This is a genomic window from Candidatus Dedyshia acidiphila (genome assembly GCF_051025295.1).
In the GTDB taxonomy this organism is placed as follows: Bacteria; Acidobacteriota; Terriglobia; order Terriglobales; family Acidobacteriaceae; genus KBS-83.
This window is the reverse complement of record NZ_JBMGJV010000018.1, coordinates 1-17118: the sequence shown is the minus strand read 5'-3', so window position 1 is coordinate 17118 and position 17118 is coordinate 1. Positions and strand designations below refer to the sequence as shown.

The window sequence follows — 17118 nt, the reverse complement described above, 5'->3', positions numbered from 1 at the left end:
GACAGAGTGACAGCAGAGCTTCATAGTAAATCAAGGCGGCACCGATGTTTGTGCTTCGATGACGCAGTGACCGCAGTGTCGCCACCCTATGGCGCGGCCATCACCGGCCGGGCAGCGACGGCGCGTAGATCAGACTTGTGACGATGATGTTGGCGATGGCGAGCGGCAACAGGAACTTCCATCCGAAGCTCATGAGCTGGTCGTAGCGGAAGCGAGGCGTCGTCCCGCGCACCCAGATGTAGAGGAAGACGAAGAAGAAGACCTTCAACACGAACCAGAAGATCGGCAGCAGGGCCTGGAGCACAATCCAGTGCGGCGTTGGCAGCAGGTGGCCGAACGGGCTCGTCCAGCCGCCAAAGAACAGCAGGGTGGCGACGCAGCCGACTGTGATCATGTTCGCGTACTCGGCCATGAAGAACATGGCAAACTTCATCGACGAATATTCGGTGTGGTAGCCGCCGGTCAGTTCGCTCTCTGCCTCGACCAGGTCGAAGGGAGCGCGATTCGTCTCAGCGTACGCAGAGATCAGATAGATAAAGAACGCCACGAACTGGAACCCGCCAAAGACATTCCACGAGAGCAGGCCATGCGTGGCCTGCACGTCGACGATGTCGCGCAGCCGCAGCGAGCCGGCACGCATCACGACGCCGACGAGCGACAGACCGAGCGCAAGCTCGTAGCTGACCATCTGGGCACTGGAGCGGAGTGAGCCCAGCAGTGAGTACTTGTTGTTCGAGGCCCAGCCGGAGAGCGCGATGCCGTAGACACCGATCGAGGTGACGCCCAGGATGATGAGCAGCCCGATGTTCAAGTCGGCGATCTCAAACAGGTCGACGCCGTGGAACTTGATATTCGCGCCGAAGGGCACAACCGCGATCGACAGCAGCGCACAGACCAGCGCAATCACAGGCGCCAGGATATAGAGCGGCCGGTAGACATCGGCCGGCATAATGTCTTCCTTGAGGAAGAGCTTGAGTCCGTCGGCGAGCGGCTGCAGCAGGCCGAAGGGACCGACACGGCTGGGGCCGTAGCGATTCTGGATGCGGCCCACCACTTTGCGCTCGAGCAGCACCGTGTAGGCCACGCAGGTGAGCAGCACGACCAGCACGACAGCGATCTTGATCAGGCTCAGGACAAAGAAGGTCAGGAAGGTCACGGTTGCGCTTGGCTCTCTGCCATCCACTCTACCGCAACATGATGCTGCAGCAGAGGATGCGGCGGGCCTGCGCATCGTCGGCGAGGAGAATGCGCAGGGCAGGGGAAACAGCAGGTCATTGAATCAATCGGCAGCGGTCTCTGCAGCCGGCTTGCGGTGGGCGGGCTCGTGCACTTCGTTCAGCTTGGCGCTGTAGCGGCCGAGCGTGCCCGAGGTGAAGAGCTTGTCTTCGGCGGGCAGCACAAGGTCACGACGAGTGGTGTCGGCGGGCGCTCCCTCTATCTGCACTAGACGAGTCGCAACGTCGCCGCCGGAGAACAGATTCAGTCGGGAGACGTCGTAGCCCGGGACGAGGCGCGCTATCTCATCGAGCACGGCAAAGGGATCGAAGGGGCTGACCTTGGGCTCGATCTGACGCGCGGCCAACCAGATGTTGTGGCGATCGACCTCGCCCGACTGTGCGCCTCGGCTCTGACCGATATCTGACCGCAGAGCGCGACCAAAGGGGACGAGCTTGCGCGGGTTGGCACCCATGCGCTCGGCGAGCCGCACGATCAGCTCAAGATCGCTGCGCACGCCCGCGGTATCGGCAGCCTTCTTGATCAGCTGCAGGTCGCCATAGCTGTTCGTGACGGTGCCGGCCTTCTCGTAGAGGTTGGCGGCGGGGAGAATGACGTCGGCGAGCAAAGCGGTCTCGGTGAGGAACATCTCCTGGACGACGAGGAAAGTGTTCTTGAGTGCAGCGGGATCGACGTTGTAGCGCTTGACCGGGTTCGCGCCGACGACGTAGAGGGCACCCAGTTCGCCGCTCTCGGCTGCGTCGAACATCTCAACCAGATCCTTGCCGGGCGTGTTGGGCAGGTCGGGATATTCGTCGGCGAACGGTCCGGCTGCGGACACGGGACGGTAGCCGGGCAGCATGTCCGGCAGCAGACCCATGTCAGCCGCGCCGCGCGAGTTGGCGTAATCAGCGAGGCAGGCGAAGCGCGCGTCGGGCAGGGATAGACCGAACGCGATTAGCGCATCGATGTCGTGGCCGCGGAACTCCGAGCCGAAGACGATCAGCAGCTTCTGCTCCGCACGCAGCGCATCGCGGAACTCGGCAGCGCCTTCAACACCGGCGAGCGTGTCGTCATTCGAACCGAGGAAACGGACCGCATCCGCGTACGCACCCTCTGGAATACGCAGCAAACCCTTGGCCTGCCGGCGCAGCTTGATCGCCTCGTCATTCACGATGAAGAGCTTCGCCTGGTTCAGCCGCACATTCTGGCGCAGCATCCAGGCGAGGAGCGGGTGCTGCTCGGTCGGATCGTTGCCCAGCAGCAGCACGGCCGGTGCAGTCGCAGCTTCGCGGAGCGAGGCGGCACGGTCGCCCTTGCCTGCAAGCGCGCGAGCGAAGCTGACGTAGTCCGCCGTGCGGTGATGGTCGATGTTGTTTGTGCCGAGCACCGTACGCGCGAACTTCTGCAGCAGGTAGTTTTCTTCGTTGGTGGTGCGGTTCGAGCCAATGACGCCGATCGCGCCGGGGCCACGCGAATCGCGGATCTCCCTGAGGCGCTTTCCTGCAAAGTCGAGCGCCTGCTCCCACGTCGCGACCGCGAAGCTGCCATCCGGCTGCTTCAGCAAGGGCGTCGTGATGCGCTCCGGATGATTGGCGAAGTCGAACGCGTAACGGCCCTTGATGCAGAGGAAGTCTTCGTTGATGCCGCTCTTGTCGCGGTTGTCGCCGCGCACGATTTCCATGCCGTCGTCCGAGCGGCGCAGACCGAGGGTAGTCTTGCAGCCATCGCCGCAGTGCGTGCAGATGGTCGAGACGTGATTCATCTCCCACGGCCGCGTCTTGTAGCGGTAGGTACCTGAGGTGAGCGCGCCGACGGGGCATGCATCGATGCACATGCCGCACTCTTCGCAGTCGAGGTGATCCTGGCCGTTGGGTGCGATGACGCTTGCAACGCCGCGGTTCTGCACGCCGAGCGCCCACACGTCCATGCCCTCGCCGCACATCCGGACACAGCGATAGCAGAGAATGCAGCGCGGGCGATCGAAGAAGACGACCGGCGACCACTGCTGCTCTTCGCGATGCGCCTTGATCTCGACATACTTCGAGGTCGCGCGCCGTACTTGAAGGTCATGTCCTGTAGCTCGCACTCGCCGCCGGCGTCGCACACCGGGCAGTCGAGCGGGTGATTGCCGAGCAGGAGTTCGACTGTGGCCTTGCGCGCCTGCGCGATCTCGGGCGTCTCGGTCTGGACGACCATGCCCTCGGTGACGGGCGTGGTGCAGGCGGTCTGCAGCTTGGGCATCTTCTCGATGCGCACGACGCACATGCGGCATGCGGCCTGTAGGGAGAGGCCGGGGTAGTAACAGAAGGCAGGAATTTCGACACCCGCTGCACGGCAGGCCTCGATCAGCAGGGTGCCGGCAGGAGCGGAAAGCTGCTTGCCATCGACAGTGAAATTGACGTCAGCCATGAATTCTCTTTAGTACGTGTGCCTAAACAAGCGCGGGGATCTCGACCTCTTCTGCGCGAGAGGTAGGCTCCGGAACAGTTTCGCCATGCTCGCGCAGTTCACGAATGTGAGCGGGAATGCCCTCGAGAATAAGACTGCGTGTCTCCTCGAGCGTAGGAGCGACCACGGCCAGACCCGGCAGATCGGGCACATACGCACCGTACCCGTTCGAAGACTTCTCGTAAATGACGGTGTACCTCATTGGCTCTTCAACCCCGCTTGCTTGAGCATAGCGTTGAGGGTTCCCTTTGGGATATCGATGTTGCCGGTTCCCGCGACTGTGACCAGTCCTGTCTTATCCGGGTGCCGATAATGTCGATGACTGCCCGTTGTGCGGATCCAGACCCAGCCATCTGTCTCGATCAACTGTATGAACTCGCGATACTTCAAGCACCAACCAGCTCAACCAGCGCCTGCGCTTCGGGCTTGCTCGGATTGGCTGCGATCCACTCCTCGAACTCACCGCGGAACTTCTTGAAGAAGCCGATCATCGGCATCGCTGCAGCGTCGCCCAGCGGGCAGAAGGTGCGGCCCAGCATGTTCTCGGCGAGGTAGCGCATGTTGTCGATGTCCTGCACCGTGCCGAAGCCCTCGTAGAACCGCGTCATCGTCTTCTTCAGCCAGTCCGTGCCTTCACGGCAGGGAATGCACCAGCCGCAGCTCTCGTGCTGGTAAAACTTGATTGTCCGGAGCGCGAACTCGACGATCGAGACTGTCTCGTCGAGCACGACCACACCGGCCGAGCCCAGCATCGTGCCGGCCTTGCCCATCTGGTCGAAGTCCATCCCGACGTCGATCTCGTCCGCACGCAGGATCGGGCAGGAGGCACCACCAGGCACAACAGCCTTCAGCGCCTTGCCTCCGCGGATACCGCCTGCGACCTCGTAGATCATCTTCTTCAGGTTGTAGCCCATCGGCAGCTCATAGACGCCTGGCCGATTGACGTGGCCACTGATCCCGAACAGCCGGGTGCCACCGTTGCGTTCCGTGCCGATCTTTGAATATGCCTCGCCGCCCATGTCGATGATGTACGGCACGCTGGCAATAGTCTCGGCGTTGTTGATGACCGTGGGGCCGCCATACAGGCCGACAACAGCGGGGAAGGGTGGCTTGATGCGCGGCACTCCGCGCTTGCCCTCGAGCGACTCCATCAGCGCCGACTCTTCACCGACTTCATACGCGCCTGCGCCGGTATGCGACACGGCGTCGAAGTCGAACCCCAGACCGAAGATGTTCTTGCCCAGGATGCCGCGCTCGTAGCACTGCGCCAGCGCGCGCTCCATGATCTCGAGCAGGTAGCGATACTCACCGCGCAGGTAGATGAAGCCCATCTTCGCGCCGATCGCGAGACCGGCAATCATCGTGCCTTCGATGACCGAGTGCGGGTCCTCGCGGAAGATCAGGTGGTCCTTGCAGGTGCCGGGCTCACTTTCGTCACCGTTGACGAGCACGTACTTCGGCTTCGCGCTCTGCTTGGGCACAAACGACCACTTCATGCCGGTGGGGAAGCCGGCGCCGCCGCGTCCGCGCATGCCGGATGCCTTCATCTCGGCGATGGCCCAGTCCGGGCCGTTCTCGACGCACTTGCGCAGCGACTGGTAGCCGCCGAGCTCGATGTAGCGATCGATATCCGCCGCGCCCTGGCCCCAGCGGCGCGAGATGACCTTGACTTCTTCCGGATGCGAAACCAGTTCAGGCATATTTTCCGTTTCTCGTTGATTATAGGGCGACCGCTGGGCTGGAATGTAGAGCGGACCATCGAGGTGCGCGTCGCATGAACACTACGTTGCGTTTCGCACGCCTCGGACTGTCGTTTCCTTCGGAATGCGTCCGATGTGGCGATAAGCATTCGGAGGCGACAACGCTGTTATCTCTTCGCCGAACGCGCTGGTTGCGCTCGAAACCCAGGATCGAAGTTCCCATCTGCCGCCGCTGCTGGACCAGACGAAAGATCGTGAGCGGCATCAGTGGTGTCGTCCTCATCGGCATTGGCATCCTCGCCGTGCCCCAGTTCTCCCACTACCGGCCTGCGTTCCTTCAACAAGTCCACGTTCCCGGATGGATGGTCCGATGTATCGCCCCGATCCTCGCTGGTCTCGAGTTCTTCCTTACCTTCTTCTCGGATCCTCTCGTCAGTCTTCGCGCCCAGATCGCGGATTTCAGCGACGACTGGATTGATCTCACCAGTGACGATGCTGCCTACCTGGCCAGGATCCAGTCGGCATCCGCTCAGCCTTTTGCCTTCTCCCGATAAACTTCGAGCACGGTGTCCATCTTGTCCGGTGTCAGGTTGTCGTGGAAGTCATAGTTCACCTGGACAGCGGGAGCCCAGCAGCAGGCGCCAATACACTCGACCTCTTCGAGCGAGAAAACGCCGTCAGGGGTGGTCTCGCGGTTGCCGATGCCGAGGCGACCCTTGCAGTGAGCCAGCATCTCGTTGCCGCCGCGCAGCATGCAGGAGATGTTGGTGCAGACCTGCACATGGAATTTGCCGTGCGGCTTCGTGTGCAGCAGCGAGTAATAGCTGATGACGTTGCGCACTTCAAGCTCGCTGATCCCGACACGCTCGGCGATCTCGGCGATGACCGGATCGTTGACCGCGCCGACTTCATCCTGCGCGTACAGGAGCATGGGGATCAGTGCCGAACGCCGCACCGGATAGATCGTGACCAGCTTGTCGAAGCGGGCTGCGAGTTCAGGGGAAAAGATGGTGTTCGGTACAGTGCTCATCGCAAAATCTCCCGGGCCAGCCGCTCAGCCACCATGTCCATCTCCTCGGTCACGCCGTTGCTCGCGATCCGTCCGTGCTCGTCGAGGGTGAAGGGAACGGACGTTCCGTCCTCGCGCGTGAAAGACCCGTGGTCACCATCGAAGCTGATGGTGAGCAGCCGCTCCCCCGCACGCACCAGCAGGCGATCCGTGCTGACCTCGAGTACCGCCTGGCGTGTGCCGTTCAAGCTGTGCGCAGCCGTGTAGCTGCGCAGGAGCGAGACGAACGAACTCCACAGCTCGCGGCTGACCGCGGAGTCGAGCTTCGTGTCGCTAATGGCGGTCGCGCTCACCGGTCGATCTCTCCGAGGACGATATCGATCGAGCCGATCACCGCCACGACGTCAGCAAGCAAGCGTCCAGCGCACATCGCGTTGACTGCCTGCAGTGTGGCAAACGAAGGGTTGCGCATATGTACGCGGTAGGGTTTGGACGTGCCATCGGACACGACGTAATAACCCATCTCGCCACGCGGTGATTCGATCGCCTGGTAGACCTCGCCGACCGGGACACCGAAGCCTTCCGTCACGATCTTGAAGTGATAGATCAGCGACTCCATCTGCGTCTTCATCACTTCGCGATCCGGCAGCACCACCTTGGGCGCGTCGGCCTTCAGCGGCCCGGTGGGCATGCCATCGAGCGCCTGCTGGCAGATCCTGACCGACTCGCGCATCTCTTCCATGCGAATGATGTAGCGCGCCCAGACATCGCCCTGTGTCGAGATGGGGACCTTGAACTGGAAATTCTCGTAGCCCGAATACGGCATGTCGCGGCGCAGATCCCAGTCGACACCGGAGGCGCGCAACGGCGGCCCGGTGACCCCGAGCGCGATCGCATCCTCAGGCGAGAGGTAGCCGACACCCTGCGTGCGACCAATCCACACGGGATTGCCGGTCAGCAGGTTTTGGTACTCGTCGATCTTCGACGGCATGATCTTGAGCAGGTTCTGCACCCGCTCATAGAAGTCCACCGGCGGCTCGAGCGCCACGCCGCCCACGCGGAAGTACGACGTCATCATGCGCTGGCCGGAGAGGTGCTCGAAGATCTTGAGCAGCTCTTCGCGCTCCCGGAAGCAGTAGAGAAACACCGTCAGCGCGCCGATGTCCATGGCGTGCGTGCCCAGCCAGACCAGGTGCGACTGCAAACGCGTCAGCTCGTTCAGCAGCACACGCAGATACTGCCCGCGCGGCGGTATTTCGAGCCCAAGCAGCTTCTCGACGGCGAGGCAGTAGCAGAGGTTGTTCGACATCGGGCTGAGGTAGTCGATTCGGTCGGTGAGCGGCACCACCTGCTGATAGAACTTCGCCTCGCAGGTCTTCTCGATGCCGGTGTGCAGGAAGCCGATGTCCGGGACCACGCGCAGCACCGTTTCGCCGTCGATCTCGAGCACCAGGCGCAACACGCCGTGCGTCGACGGGTGCTGCGGCCCCATGTTGAGGATCATGGTGCGATCGCGTCCGCTCTCCTCAGGACGCGCTTCGATCAAGGGCGAGATCTCGAAGCCGGCCGCGAACGGCATGGTCGGCGTGCGCTCACTGTCGACCGGGGTGGTCGCGGGTGGAACGGAGCTCGAAGGAGCAGGGGAGACGGGGGTCTCGGGCGTCGTCGGCATCAGCGGTAGCCTTCCACGGGGTAGTCCTTGCGCAGCGGATGGCCCTCCCACTGGTCGGGCATCATGATGCGGCGCAGGTTGGGGTGGCCGCCGAAGCGGACGCCGAACAAGTCAAAGACCTCGCGCTCGTAGAAGTTCGCCGAGGGCCAGACCGGGGTGATGCTGTCGATCTCGAGATCGAGGCTGTCGACCAGCGCGGCCAGCCGCACACGTGCCTTCAGGCTGTGCGAGAGGATGTGGTAGGTCACCTGGAAACGCGGCTCCGCAGGGAAGCGGTCGAGGCAGGTGACGTCCTCGAGGAAGTTGTAGCCAGACTTCTGCACGATCAGGGCAGCCGCACGGATGTGCTCACGTGCGATCTCGAGCGTCAACTCGCCCCGGTCGAACTTCGCATCCGCGAGTGCGCCAGGTAGCTCAGATTCGAGCGCGGCAATCGCCGGATTGGAGCCGTGCGCTTCGAGCACGGCCGCTTTGTCGTAATGCTCGCGATCCCACATGGACTAGAGGTCCCCCCGGTCAGCGGCCCAGTCGAGAATGCCCTTCTTCCAGATGTAGAAGAAGCCCACCAGGACGAAGCCGAGATAAACCAGCATCTCCCAGAAGCCAAAGTAGCGGGAGCCGCTGATCGCCGGCAGATGCCGGTAGATCACCGCCCAAGGCAACATGAAGACCGCTTCCACGTCGAACAGAATGAACAGCATCGCCACCATGTAGAAGCGGACGGAGAAGCGGCCGCGGGCGTCCCCCTCGCTGACGATGCCGCACTCATACGTCGAAAGTTTGGCGGCAGTCCGGCGGTGTTTGCCGATAAAGAAGGAGCCCATCACCATTCCGGCACCCATGCCGACGGCGATGAGGATCTGCAGCAGAAGCGGTAGATAGTTCCAGAAGTAATTTGGCGTCTGCATGCGGTCCTTTGACGAGGTGCCGGAGCGGCGTAGGGGAGATTACGTTCTGCGCACCAACCCTCTCTTGCGAGATTAGGGGTGGGACAGGGGGCAGTCAAGCCGTGTGCCAAACGCACGCGTTTATGGTCAAAACCGATCCGTGACGCCGACCGGGCAGAGGTTACCCGTCCCGAATCAGGGCGTCTCGTCCCGGGTTGGGAGAGGGCGAATAAAAAAAAGAAGGCAAGTCCTTGTCCAACCCCGCGCGCCGCCGATATGGTGCTCGACAGTAGAGACTCTTTCGAGGTCCTCACGTATGGCTACATCGCCTGTATTTGCTCCACTGCCTGCCTCTCTGCCTGTCCCACCCTCACGCCCGGCCGCGGCCGCACCACTCCCCGCTTCCACGCCGCGCCCCACCCCTGTCATCCGCACCGCGGTGCACAGCGCCTCCACGGGCGTCAGCACGCGCAGTGCGCGGCGTCACATCACGCCAGAGGCTGGCTTCGCGCTAACCGTGCTCGGGCACGCCATCGAATACCTGGCCGACGAGTACGTGCACGCCGCAGGCTCGCTGCCGTCGGTGCACAACAGTGATCCCCGGCTCGAAGCCATTCAAATCCTGATGGCTGCCAACCGACAGGTGTACTACGAATCCCCGATCGTGCCGTCCCTGGTTGACCGACTGCGGCAGCGTTTGTTTGGATCACGGTAAACACGACTGCAGTCCCCAGTGACGCTCGGGCTAATAAGACCCGCGGCGCTGGTAATCTGGGGTCCTATGCAGATCGTGCTGAACGGACAGGCACGCGACTTCTCGCTCGAGCCCGGGCGCGCGACCCTCGAAGAACTGGTCGCGGTGCTCGGGATGAAGCCGGACCGGATTGCCATCGAGCGGAACGGCGACATCGCTCCGCGCGCTAGGTGGGAGCAGACGCCGCTGGCCGAAGGCGACCGGCTTGAAATCGTTCACTTCGTCGGCGGGGGGCTGTGACGGGCTTTGCCAGAGGTGGTTCTTCGGCTGCAATGGGTCAGTTCCGGTTCGCCTCGAGGTCGGACTCGAGAGCAGGGGGCTGGTGCTGGATCGCCTGGGCGCTCGCCGCTTTCGTCGTGGTGCGTGCCTTCGCGGCGGCCCCCCCACCCCGGATCGCCTACGAACACCCCGATGAGCCGACGTTTGTACTCAGAGATCTGCCTCGCGGCAAGCCGCTGCGCCTGCTCATTTACGGGGACACGCGCTTTACCAACCCCGCCAACACCCGGGTGACCAACCCAAGGGCCCGCAAATGGCTGGCTGAGCGGGTAGGCGAGCAGCACGCCGACGCTATTTTTTTCACGGGCGACCTGCCTTTTCAGGGCAGCAGTCCCGCCGACTGGAAGGTCTTCGACACCGAAGCTGCCTCATGGGCGCACGATCCGCACGTGTTTCCGACCGTCGGCAATCACGAAGTCATCCACGACGCGCGACTCGGGCAGCAGAACTTCTTCGGAGCTTTTCCTCAGATCGCCGGTAATGGCACCTACTCGGTTCTGCTCGGCAATGTGCTGCTCATCAACCTGAACACGACCGAGCCGGTGTGGCCCGAGGGCCGGCAGGCTGACTGGCTCAAGCATCAGCTCGACCATATCCCCTCCCAAGTCGACTTTGTCGTCCTGCAGATGCACGTGCCCTTGATCGCTGACACCCAGACTGAATTCATCGCGAACATCCCAGGCGCGGACGGTATCAACCTGCGGCGCTACCTCGAAGCCCGCGCGCTCACCGCCCGACAGAAGTTCATCGTTGTCTCCGGGCACATTCACAACTACGAGCGGTTTGAGTCCAACGGGATCACGCACCTCATCACCGGTGGGGGTGGCGCGGCGCCTTATCCGGTCGTAGTCCGCGGACCTCAGGATCAGTACCGGGACAAGGGCTTTCCTGTCTTCCACTACGTCATGCTCACGGTCGACGGCAAAAAGGCGGAGGGCACGATGTACAAGATCGCCGATCCCACTGCTGCCGAGTACTCGCTGGCTGAGAAGGACCACTTCACCGAGACGGCGCGTTGAGCACCCGGGATGCGTGCTAGGGTAGGCGCGCACCTTCGCTGTCGAAATCAGGAGAGAGCATGGTTCAGCCATCCCGCACCGGGTTGCGCCCGGGAAACTTCAGTCTTGTCCTTGCATGCCTGATCGCTGTGCTCGTGGTCCTTCTACTTGGCCTGCCTGCCTACCGGCGCTACCAGGCTCGGCAGGACGAGGCGAACCAGATCCGACTGAATGAGCTGAAGATCCAGCAAACAGCGCAACTGGTGCAGGTTGAGAAGCAAAAGGCAGACATCCGCGTGGTCGAGGCGGAGGGCATTGCGCGGGCCCAGCAGATCATCACAGGTACGCTCACTGACCGTTACCTGCAGCACGAAGCCATCGAGTCGCAGCGAGCCCTGGCGAACTCACCCAACCATACGACGGTTTACATCCCGAGCGGCCAGAACGGCATTCCGCTGGTCAAGACCGTCGATGACGCGAACTCAAAGTAGAACGCTCGTCGCGGAGTGAGTGGCTGAGGTGGCGTGCTAACGCTGCCCGTCATCGTCGCCCGTCCAGCGGTCAGACGCGCGCGCGGCGGCAAGCACACCACCGAACAGCAGGATCGCCGGAACTGCAAGAACGGGGATGGCTTTGCGCAATCCGGCGCGCACCTGAGGAGCAGAGCCGGCGGTCGTGTCGCGGCACATCGAGCAGCCTTGCGCGTGCGCACTGAACGTGGCACAAGTGAGCAGCAAGGACAGAGAGAACGTGCGCATGCGAGCTATTGGCAAAAGGCCAGCAGGCCAAAGAGGAACACCCAGAAGAAGCCCATGGAGTGCCAGTACCATGCCGTGCAGTCGACGAAGATCTGGCGCAGTTCCATGCGGCGCAGCAGCGTGAGAGAAGCCAGGGCTGCGACCAACGCGAGCACACCAAAGATCAGGTGAGCTCCGTGCGCGCCCGTAATCAGGTAGAAGAAATGGCTGCTCGGGTTTGAGGCGAAGAAGAACCCCTGCGATGCCAGATCTTTCCATGCCATCCACTGGCCAACCAGGAAGAGGATGCCCAACACCACGGTCGCGCCCAGCCAGGGCGCCGCGCGCCGTGCGGCCGGCCTGCCCATGCCCAGCCACTCCTCCATGACATCGACTTCGCGGAAGAGCTGGCGGCGTGCCATCTCCATGGTGACGCTCGATACTAGAAGAATGGCCGTGTTCAGGTAGAGGATTGGCGGGATGGCGAGCGGCTTCCAGTCCAGCAGGTACGCGCCATGCGGATCAAAGTGGCCGGAGGACTGGCGGAAAAAGAAGGCCGTCACCAGGGCCATGAAGAACATGAGGTCGCCCGCGAGGGCAGAGAAGATGCCGAAACGGTAGCGCGTGAGCAGTGCCCGGGGGCCGCGATTGTGCCGATGGTTCTCCCAGTTTTCGTCCCCACCGCCACCACCGGTGGGCCGTCGATCGACTGGAGGCCGGCCGCCAAACCCTGTATCTTTCCGTTCCCGTTCTGTGTCGACAACCGACCTGGTGAAGGTAGCGGGCATGGCAGCACTCCGTTCCGAACTCAGCTTACTCCTGTTCGACGACCGGCTCCCACTGTGGTGTGAAATCCGATCCCACATCATTGACACCGTACTCGTAGGGCCCGCGTTCGACCATACCGGCGTGGCTTTCGGGCTGCCACTCGAGGGTCGTGGCCTGCCATGGATTCTCGCCCGCGGCCTCACCGGCGCGCGCGCTCCACAGAACATTGATGAGGAAAATGACCTGCGCGGAAGCAAGAAGAAACGCTGACCATGTGATGCCGCGTTCCGACGGCAGGAGCGCAGCAAGCGATGAGGTTGATCCAGTCACCTGCGCGTAGTGACGCGGGCGCCCGGCCAGCCCCTCCAGGTGCATGGGGAAGAAGCTGCCGTAAGCGCCGATCAGGCTCAGCCAGAAGTGCCATCGCCCCAGCCGCTCGCTCATCAGGCGCCCCGTCATCAGCGGGAACCAGTAGTAGACGCCGGCGAAGATGCTGAATGCGCCGGCCATCGCCATGATGAGGTGAAAGTGCGCGACCACGAAGAAGGTGTTGTGCAGGTAAGTATCGAGAGCCGGGAGCGCCAGTATCGGGCCGGTGACACCACCCGCGATGAACAGTGAAACGAAACCGACAGCAAACAGCAGCGGCGTGGTGCGGCGCAGTCCGCCACCCCACATCGTCCCGAGCCAACTGAAGACCTTGGCCGTGCTCGGGACGGCGATCGCCATCGTGGTGAGCGCGAACGCAGTGCCAGCGTACGGGTTCATGCCGCTGACGAACATGTGGTGGCCCCAGACCACGAACCCGAGCAGGCCGATCAGCACAGTAGTCACTGCCATCAACCGATAGCCGACGACCGGGCGGCGGCTGAAGTTCGCAAGCAGGCCCGACACCAGCCCCATCCCGGGCAGGATGGCGATGTAGACCTCCGGGTGCCCGAAAAACCAGAAGAGATGCAGCCACAGCAGCGGCGAGCCGTCCCCGTGCCCGACCACCGTGCCGCTGACCCAGTCGCCCTGCGGAATGAAGAACGCCGTACCAAGATGCCGATCACACAGGAGCAGCACCAGTGCGGCGAACAGCACCGTGAACGCCAGCAGGATGAGCAGCGACGACACCAGCCACGACCAGACCGTGAGCGGCAGGCGATTGAGCGTGAGGCCGCGTGCGCGCTCAGTGACGATCGTGACCAGGATGTTAAGCGCGCTCAGCCATGTGCCAATCGAGAACAGTCCGATGCTGACGAGCCAGCAGTCCATGCCATAGCCCTGGCCGGGACCAGCCGAGGCGACTGCGCTGAGCGGGGGGTAGCTGGTCCAGCCGGAGATGGGCGCACCCGCGGGCACCAGGAACGCGGAGAGCAACACCAGCAACGCCAGCAGCACAATCCAGAAACCAGCTGCATTCAATGGAGGCATGGCCATACGCCGCGCACCGATCTGCTCCGGCAGCACCAGGCTGGCGAAGCCGCTTTGCGGTGCGGTGGTCAGCACGAAGAAAACCATCAGCGTGCCGTGGATCGTCACCAGGGCCAGGTACTCCTCCGGCAGCATGGGGCCGTGCAGGGGGAAGCGCAGCCCTGGCCATGCGAGCTGGATCCGCATGGCGAGCGAAAGCAGCGTGCCGGCTGCGACGGCAGCCAGCGAAAGCAGCAGGTAGCGAACGCCAAGTATGCGGTGGTCCGTCGTGAACACGCGCGCGAGGACGCGCCGCCACGCACTGCGCGCGTCCATCGAGGCCGTCGCTCCGCGAGGATTCACTGTGCGGTCTCCCGATGCGGCGCGTGCTGCGCCAGCCAGGTTGCGTACTCTGCCGCAGAGACGACTCGCATCCGCGCCTGCATGCGTGCGTGCCCGGAGCCGCAGATCTGCGAACACAGGATGGGATACGTGCCCGCAGCGGCCGGCGTGAAGTGCACGTGCAGCAACTGCCCGGGGAGGGCGTTCTGTTTCAGCCGCATCTGCGGCACAAAGAAGCCGTGGATCACGTCGTGTGCCCGCAACTGAAGATCGACCTCCCGGCCAACGGGGAGGACGAGCTCACTCGCGACGATGTCATCGCGGCTGTGATCGTCCGCAGGGTCGAGGCCGAGCGGATCTCCGAGCGCTGCATTGATCAGGTCGGAACGGCTGCGACCGTACGTGGCATCTACGCCCGGGTAGTGGAAGTACCACTGAAACTGCTGTCCCACGACCTCGACGGGCAGCGCGGCAGGGGCTGGCCCTTCGAACCGCTGGCTCGCCCAGACATGCTCGGCTGTCACCGTCATGGCGACGTATAGCAAGGTGATAAGCGCCAGCGGGATCAACTCGACATGCCATGCGGAGGGCGCGCGCCGCTCTCGGCGCGGCCGCCACATCAGCCAGACAAGCAGCACATTGGCCAGGACGAAACAGCCCGCCATGGCGGCGATATCCCAGCGCATCAGCCGATCGAGCACGACTCCGTGCGCGGCCGCATTCGGCGGCATCCACCAGGGGCTGAGAATCGCGGCGGGGTGCAGCGGCAGGGGCAACTTCAGCTCCGTGCAGAGCCGCGCCTCTGCTCCACAGCCTGCCGCACCATGTCGACGAAGTAGCGATGCACGCGGCCGTCGTCGGAAAGTTCTGGATGGAAGGTCGCGGCCAGCAGGTGGCCCTGGCGCACGAGGACAGGGAAGCCGTCGCGCGCCGCAAGTACCTTCACATCCGAGCCGATCTGCTGAATGCGCGGCGCGCGAATGTAGACGGTTTCGAGCGGGCTATCGTCGTACGCTGGCCCGAGGTGCGTCTCAGCCTCCGTGATCGCACTATCGATCTGGCGGCCATAGGCATTGCGCTCGACCGTTGCGTCGAGCACACCGAGGCTCTGCTGCGCGGGATGGGTCACATGGCTGGCCAGCAATATGCAACCGGCACAGGTGCCAAAGGTGGGCGTGGAACGAGTGAACTCGCGGAGCGTCTCGAAGAAGCCGTCGCGCTCCAGAAACTTGAGGAAGGTGGTGGATTCGCCGCCCGGAATGATCAGCCCGTCGAGCGCCGCAAGCTGCTCCGGCTTGCGCACCAGCGCCGGCGCGGCACCGGCTGCTTCGAGCGCGCGCGCATGCGCTGCGTAGTCGCCCTGGATCGCGAGCACACCGATGCGGACTCGTTCCCCCGCTTCTGTTCCTGTCAGCCCGCTGGCTGGCTGCTGTTCCGACAAAGCTTCCACTCCTGGAAGATCAAAAGGGTGCCGCAGTTGACGGCACCCCCTGATCCAGCTTGCGCTTGGTTGAGATCAGTGGCCGCGCGTCTGCAACAACTGCGATGCTTCGAGAGCCGAGATCGCTAGGCCCTTCATCGCGCCGGTGCACTCCTCGCTCGTCTCGGCCAGTACCTTGGGATCGTCGTAGTGTGTGGTCGCACGCACGATCGCCCGCGCGCGGATCTCCGCTTCCTTCGGCTCGGCAAACGTGTACGAGTCGTGCATGAAGATGCCCGAGCCGACAAACACCGCCTCAGCCCCGAGCTGACGAACCAGCGCCGCATCGGCCGGAGTCGCGATACCGCCAGCGGAGAAGTTCGGCACCGGCAGCTTGCCTGTCTTCGCCACAATGCGGACCAGCTCGTAAGGTGCGCGCAACTCCTTCGCCGCGGCGAAGAGTTCTTCTTCACCCAGGACAGTTAGGCCGCGCATCTCCTTCACGATCTGCCGCATGTGCTTGACCGCGTGCACCACGTCACCCGTGCCGGCCTCGCCCTTAGTGCGGATCATCGCCGCGCCCTCTGCTATGCGCCGCAATGCCTCACCCAGATCACGCGCGCCGCACACGAACGGTGTGGTGAATGCGTGCTTGTCCACGTGGTGAACTTCATCTGCCATGGTGAGCACTTCGCTCTCGTCGATGAAGTCAACACCGAGCTCCTGCAGCACCTGTGCCTCGGCGAAGTGGCCGATGCGGCACTTGGCCATGACCGGGATCGAAGCAGATTGCATGATCTCGCGAATCTTCTTCGGAGACGCCATGCGGGCGACGCCGCCCTCTGCACGAATCTGCGCCGGCACGCGCTCGAGCGCCATGACGGCGACGGCGCCGGCCTTTTCGGCGATCTCCGCCTGGCGCGCGTCGGTGACGTCCATAATGACGCCGCCTTTCAGCATCTCGGCCAGACCGGTTTTCAGCCGCAGTCCGTTCGTCTCTGTCTCGCCCTTCGCCTTGGAGCCGTTGTGGTTGCCGTTCTTTTCGCTCATCGTGCGTACCTCGCTGATGCGGCTTTCGCGCCGCTTCGACTGACTTTTCAGTCTAACAGCGGAATGCACGCGGTCAGCGGATCGGTTTCCATCCTGCTGCAGACGCGGTGAGTACGTTGCAGCAGGGCGATGCAACGTGCGTTCAACGGCCCAGGGCGGCCAGCTTCTTTGCAATCAGGTCTTCGAGATGACCGACGTTCTTGAGTGACTCGATCTCTGCCGTCTGAAACTTGATGCCGAACTTCGCCTCTGTCGCCACGATCAGGTTGATGTGGTTGAAGGAATCCCACTCCGCCACGTCGGCGGCCGTCATCTCTGGACGAAGCGTGATGTCGTCATCGTCGAAGATGTCTCGAAAGATGGTCGTCAGCTTGTCGTCGATCTCTGCCGTTTGCATTCCACTCCCCTGGGCGTGCCATCCATTTGACCTCGATGGCA

General features: G+C 63.1%; 22 protein-coding genes and 1 pseudogene. 5 read left to right on the top strand and 18 right to left on the bottom strand.

Going from position 1 to position 17118, the window contains the following annotated elements; genetic code table 11:
* Positions 1-100: 100 nt before the first annotated feature.
* The 6 genes and pseudogenes from nuoH to nuoF form a co-directional block, all read right to left on the bottom strand.
* Positions 101-1156 carry an NADH-quinone oxidoreductase subunit NuoH gene (gene nuoH, locus AC5IJH_RS09365; RefSeq protein ID WP_491902550.1) on the bottom strand — a complete coding sequence of 352 codons (1056 nt, stop codon included), beginning with the start codon at positions 1154-1156 and terminating at the stop codon, positions 101-103.
* A gap of 123 nt (positions 1157-1279) precedes the next feature.
* A complete protein-coding gene (locus AC5IJH_RS09360) occupies positions 1280-3304 on the bottom strand; it encodes a molybdopterin oxidoreductase family protein (protein WP_491902549.1) in 2025 nt (674 codons plus the stop codon).
* Positions 3305-3315: 11 nt separating this feature from the next.
* A pseudogene (locus AC5IJH_RS09355) lies at positions 3316-3627 on the bottom strand (2Fe-2S iron-sulfur cluster-binding protein); the annotation flags it as partial.
* Between the two features lie 22 nt (positions 3628-3649).
* A complete protein-coding gene (locus AC5IJH_RS09350; protein WP_491902548.1) occupies positions 3650-3868 on the bottom strand; it encodes a type II toxin-antitoxin system HicB family antitoxin in 219 nt (72 codons plus the stop codon).
* Positions 3865-4056 (bottom strand): type II toxin-antitoxin system HicA family toxin, encoded by a 192-nt coding sequence (locus tag AC5IJH_RS09345; protein WP_491902547.1) that lies wholly within the window; start codon positions 4054-4056, stop codon positions 3865-3867. Before AC5IJH_RS09345 ends, AC5IJH_RS09350 begins: the two co-directional genes overlap by 4 nt.
* On the bottom strand, positions 4053-5366 hold the full coding sequence (nuoF, locus tag AC5IJH_RS09340; protein WP_491902546.1) for an NADH-quinone oxidoreductase subunit NuoF: 1314 nt from the start codon (positions 5364-5366) through the stop codon (positions 4053-4055). The genes AC5IJH_RS09345 and nuoF overlap by 4 nt, the downstream gene beginning before the upstream one ends.
* A gap of 254 nt (positions 5367-5620) precedes the next feature.
* Between nuoF and AC5IJH_RS09335 the strand changes: the two genes are divergently transcribed.
* Entirely contained in the window at positions 5621-5920 is a 300-nt protein-coding gene (locus AC5IJH_RS09335) for a hypothetical protein (protein ID WP_491902545.1), read from the top strand.
* Here the strand turns inward: AC5IJH_RS09335 and AC5IJH_RS09330 are convergent.
* The 5 genes from AC5IJH_RS09330 to AC5IJH_RS09310 all read right to left on the bottom strand — a co-directional run bounded on the left by AC5IJH_RS09330 (position 5896) and on the right by AC5IJH_RS09310 (position 8955).
* Entirely contained in the window at positions 5896-6396 is a 501-nt protein-coding gene (locus AC5IJH_RS09330; RefSeq protein ID WP_491902544.1) for an NADH-quinone oxidoreductase subunit NuoE family protein, read from the bottom strand. The two genes, AC5IJH_RS09335 and AC5IJH_RS09330, sit on opposite strands and share 25 nt — an antisense overlap.
* A complete protein-coding gene (locus AC5IJH_RS09325) occupies positions 6393-6728 on the bottom strand; it encodes a transcriptional regulator (RefSeq protein WP_491902543.1) in 336 nt (111 codons plus the stop codon). The genes AC5IJH_RS09330 and AC5IJH_RS09325 overlap by 4 nt, the downstream gene beginning before the upstream one ends.
* Positions 6725-7879 carry an NADH dehydrogenase (quinone) subunit D gene (nuoD, locus tag AC5IJH_RS09320; RefSeq protein ID WP_491902590.1) on the bottom strand — a complete coding sequence of 385 codons (1155 nt, stop codon included), beginning with the start codon at positions 7877-7879 and terminating at the stop codon, positions 6725-6727. Before nuoD ends, AC5IJH_RS09325 begins: the two co-directional genes overlap by 4 nt.
* A gap of 167 nt (positions 7880-8046) precedes the next feature.
* Positions 8047-8544, bottom strand: a complete 498-nt coding sequence (locus AC5IJH_RS09315; protein WP_491902542.1) for an NADH-quinone oxidoreductase subunit C — start codon at positions 8542-8544, stop codon at positions 8047-8049.
* Positions 8545-8547: 3 nt separating this feature from the next.
* Positions 8548-8955 (bottom strand): NADH-quinone oxidoreductase subunit A, encoded by a 408-nt coding sequence (locus tag AC5IJH_RS09310; RefSeq protein ID WP_491902541.1) that lies wholly within the window; start codon positions 8953-8955, stop codon positions 8548-8550.
* Positions 8956-9250: 295 nt separating this feature from the next.
* Here AC5IJH_RS09310 and AC5IJH_RS09305 point away from each other — a divergent pair, with 295 nt between their 5' ends.
* The 4 genes from AC5IJH_RS09305 to AC5IJH_RS09290 all read left to right on the top strand — a co-directional run bounded on the left by AC5IJH_RS09305 (position 9251) and on the right by AC5IJH_RS09290 (position 11456).
* The gene (locus AC5IJH_RS09305) at positions 9251-9649 is read left to right on the top strand and encodes a hypothetical protein (RefSeq protein WP_491902540.1); all 399 of its coding nucleotides are present in this window, start codon (positions 9251-9253) and stop codon (positions 9647-9649) included.
* 66 nt (positions 9650-9715) lie between these two features.
* On the top strand, positions 9716-9928 hold the full coding sequence (thiS, locus tag AC5IJH_RS09300; protein WP_491902539.1) for a sulfur carrier protein ThiS: 213 nt from the start codon (positions 9716-9718) through the stop codon (positions 9926-9928).
* Positions 9929-9960: 32 nt separating this feature from the next.
* Positions 9961-10986, top strand: coding sequence for a metallophosphoesterase family protein (locus AC5IJH_RS09295; protein ID WP_491902538.1), 1026 nt, complete (start codon positions 9961-9963; stop codon positions 10984-10986).
* 59 nt (positions 10987-11045) lie between these two features.
* Positions 11046-11456 (top strand): hypothetical protein, encoded by a 411-nt coding sequence (locus AC5IJH_RS09290; RefSeq protein WP_491902537.1) that lies wholly within the window; start codon positions 11046-11048, stop codon positions 11454-11456.
* Positions 11457-11492: 36 nt separating this feature from the next.
* Here the strand turns inward: AC5IJH_RS09290 and AC5IJH_RS09285 are convergent, their stop codons facing one another.
* The 7 genes from AC5IJH_RS09285 to AC5IJH_RS09255 all read right to left on the bottom strand — a co-directional run bounded on the left by AC5IJH_RS09285 (position 11493) and on the right by AC5IJH_RS09255 (position 17077).
* Positions 11493-11723 (bottom strand): copper resistance protein CopC, encoded by a 231-nt coding sequence (locus AC5IJH_RS09285; RefSeq protein ID WP_491902536.1) that lies wholly within the window; start codon positions 11721-11723, stop codon positions 11493-11495.
* 5 nt (positions 11724-11728) lie between these two features.
* The gene (locus AC5IJH_RS09280; protein ID WP_491902535.1) at positions 11729-12490 is read right to left on the bottom strand and encodes a cytochrome c oxidase subunit 3; all 762 of its coding nucleotides are present in this window, start codon (positions 12488-12490) and stop codon (positions 11729-11731) included.
* A gap of 25 nt (positions 12491-12515) precedes the next feature.
* Positions 12516-14231: a cytochrome c oxidase subunit I gene (locus AC5IJH_RS09275; RefSeq protein ID WP_491902534.1), complete on the bottom strand. Its 1716-nt coding sequence runs from the start codon at positions 14229-14231 to the stop codon at positions 12516-12518.
* The gene (locus AC5IJH_RS09270) at positions 14228-14986 is read right to left on the bottom strand and encodes a cytochrome c oxidase subunit II (protein ID WP_491902533.1); all 759 of its coding nucleotides are present in this window, start codon (positions 14984-14986) and stop codon (positions 14228-14230) included. The genes AC5IJH_RS09275 and AC5IJH_RS09270 overlap by 4 nt, the downstream gene beginning before the upstream one ends.
* A gap of 2 nt (positions 14987-14988) precedes the next feature.
* Complete coding sequence (gene pdxT, locus AC5IJH_RS09265) at positions 14989-15651, bottom strand: pyridoxal 5'-phosphate synthase glutaminase subunit PdxT (RefSeq protein WP_491902532.1); 663 nt, start codon at positions 15649-15651, stop codon at positions 14989-14991.
* A gap of 75 nt (positions 15652-15726) precedes the next feature.
* Positions 15727-16680 (bottom strand): pyridoxal 5'-phosphate synthase lyase subunit PdxS, encoded by a 954-nt coding sequence (gene pdxS / locus AC5IJH_RS09260; protein WP_491902531.1) that lies wholly within the window; start codon positions 16678-16680, stop codon positions 15727-15729.
* Between the two features lie 142 nt (positions 16681-16822).
* On the bottom strand, positions 16823-17077 hold the full coding sequence (locus tag AC5IJH_RS09255; RefSeq protein ID WP_491902530.1) for an acyl carrier protein: 255 nt from the start codon (positions 17075-17077) through the stop codon (positions 16823-16825).
* Positions 17078-17118 lie beyond the last annotated feature (41 nt).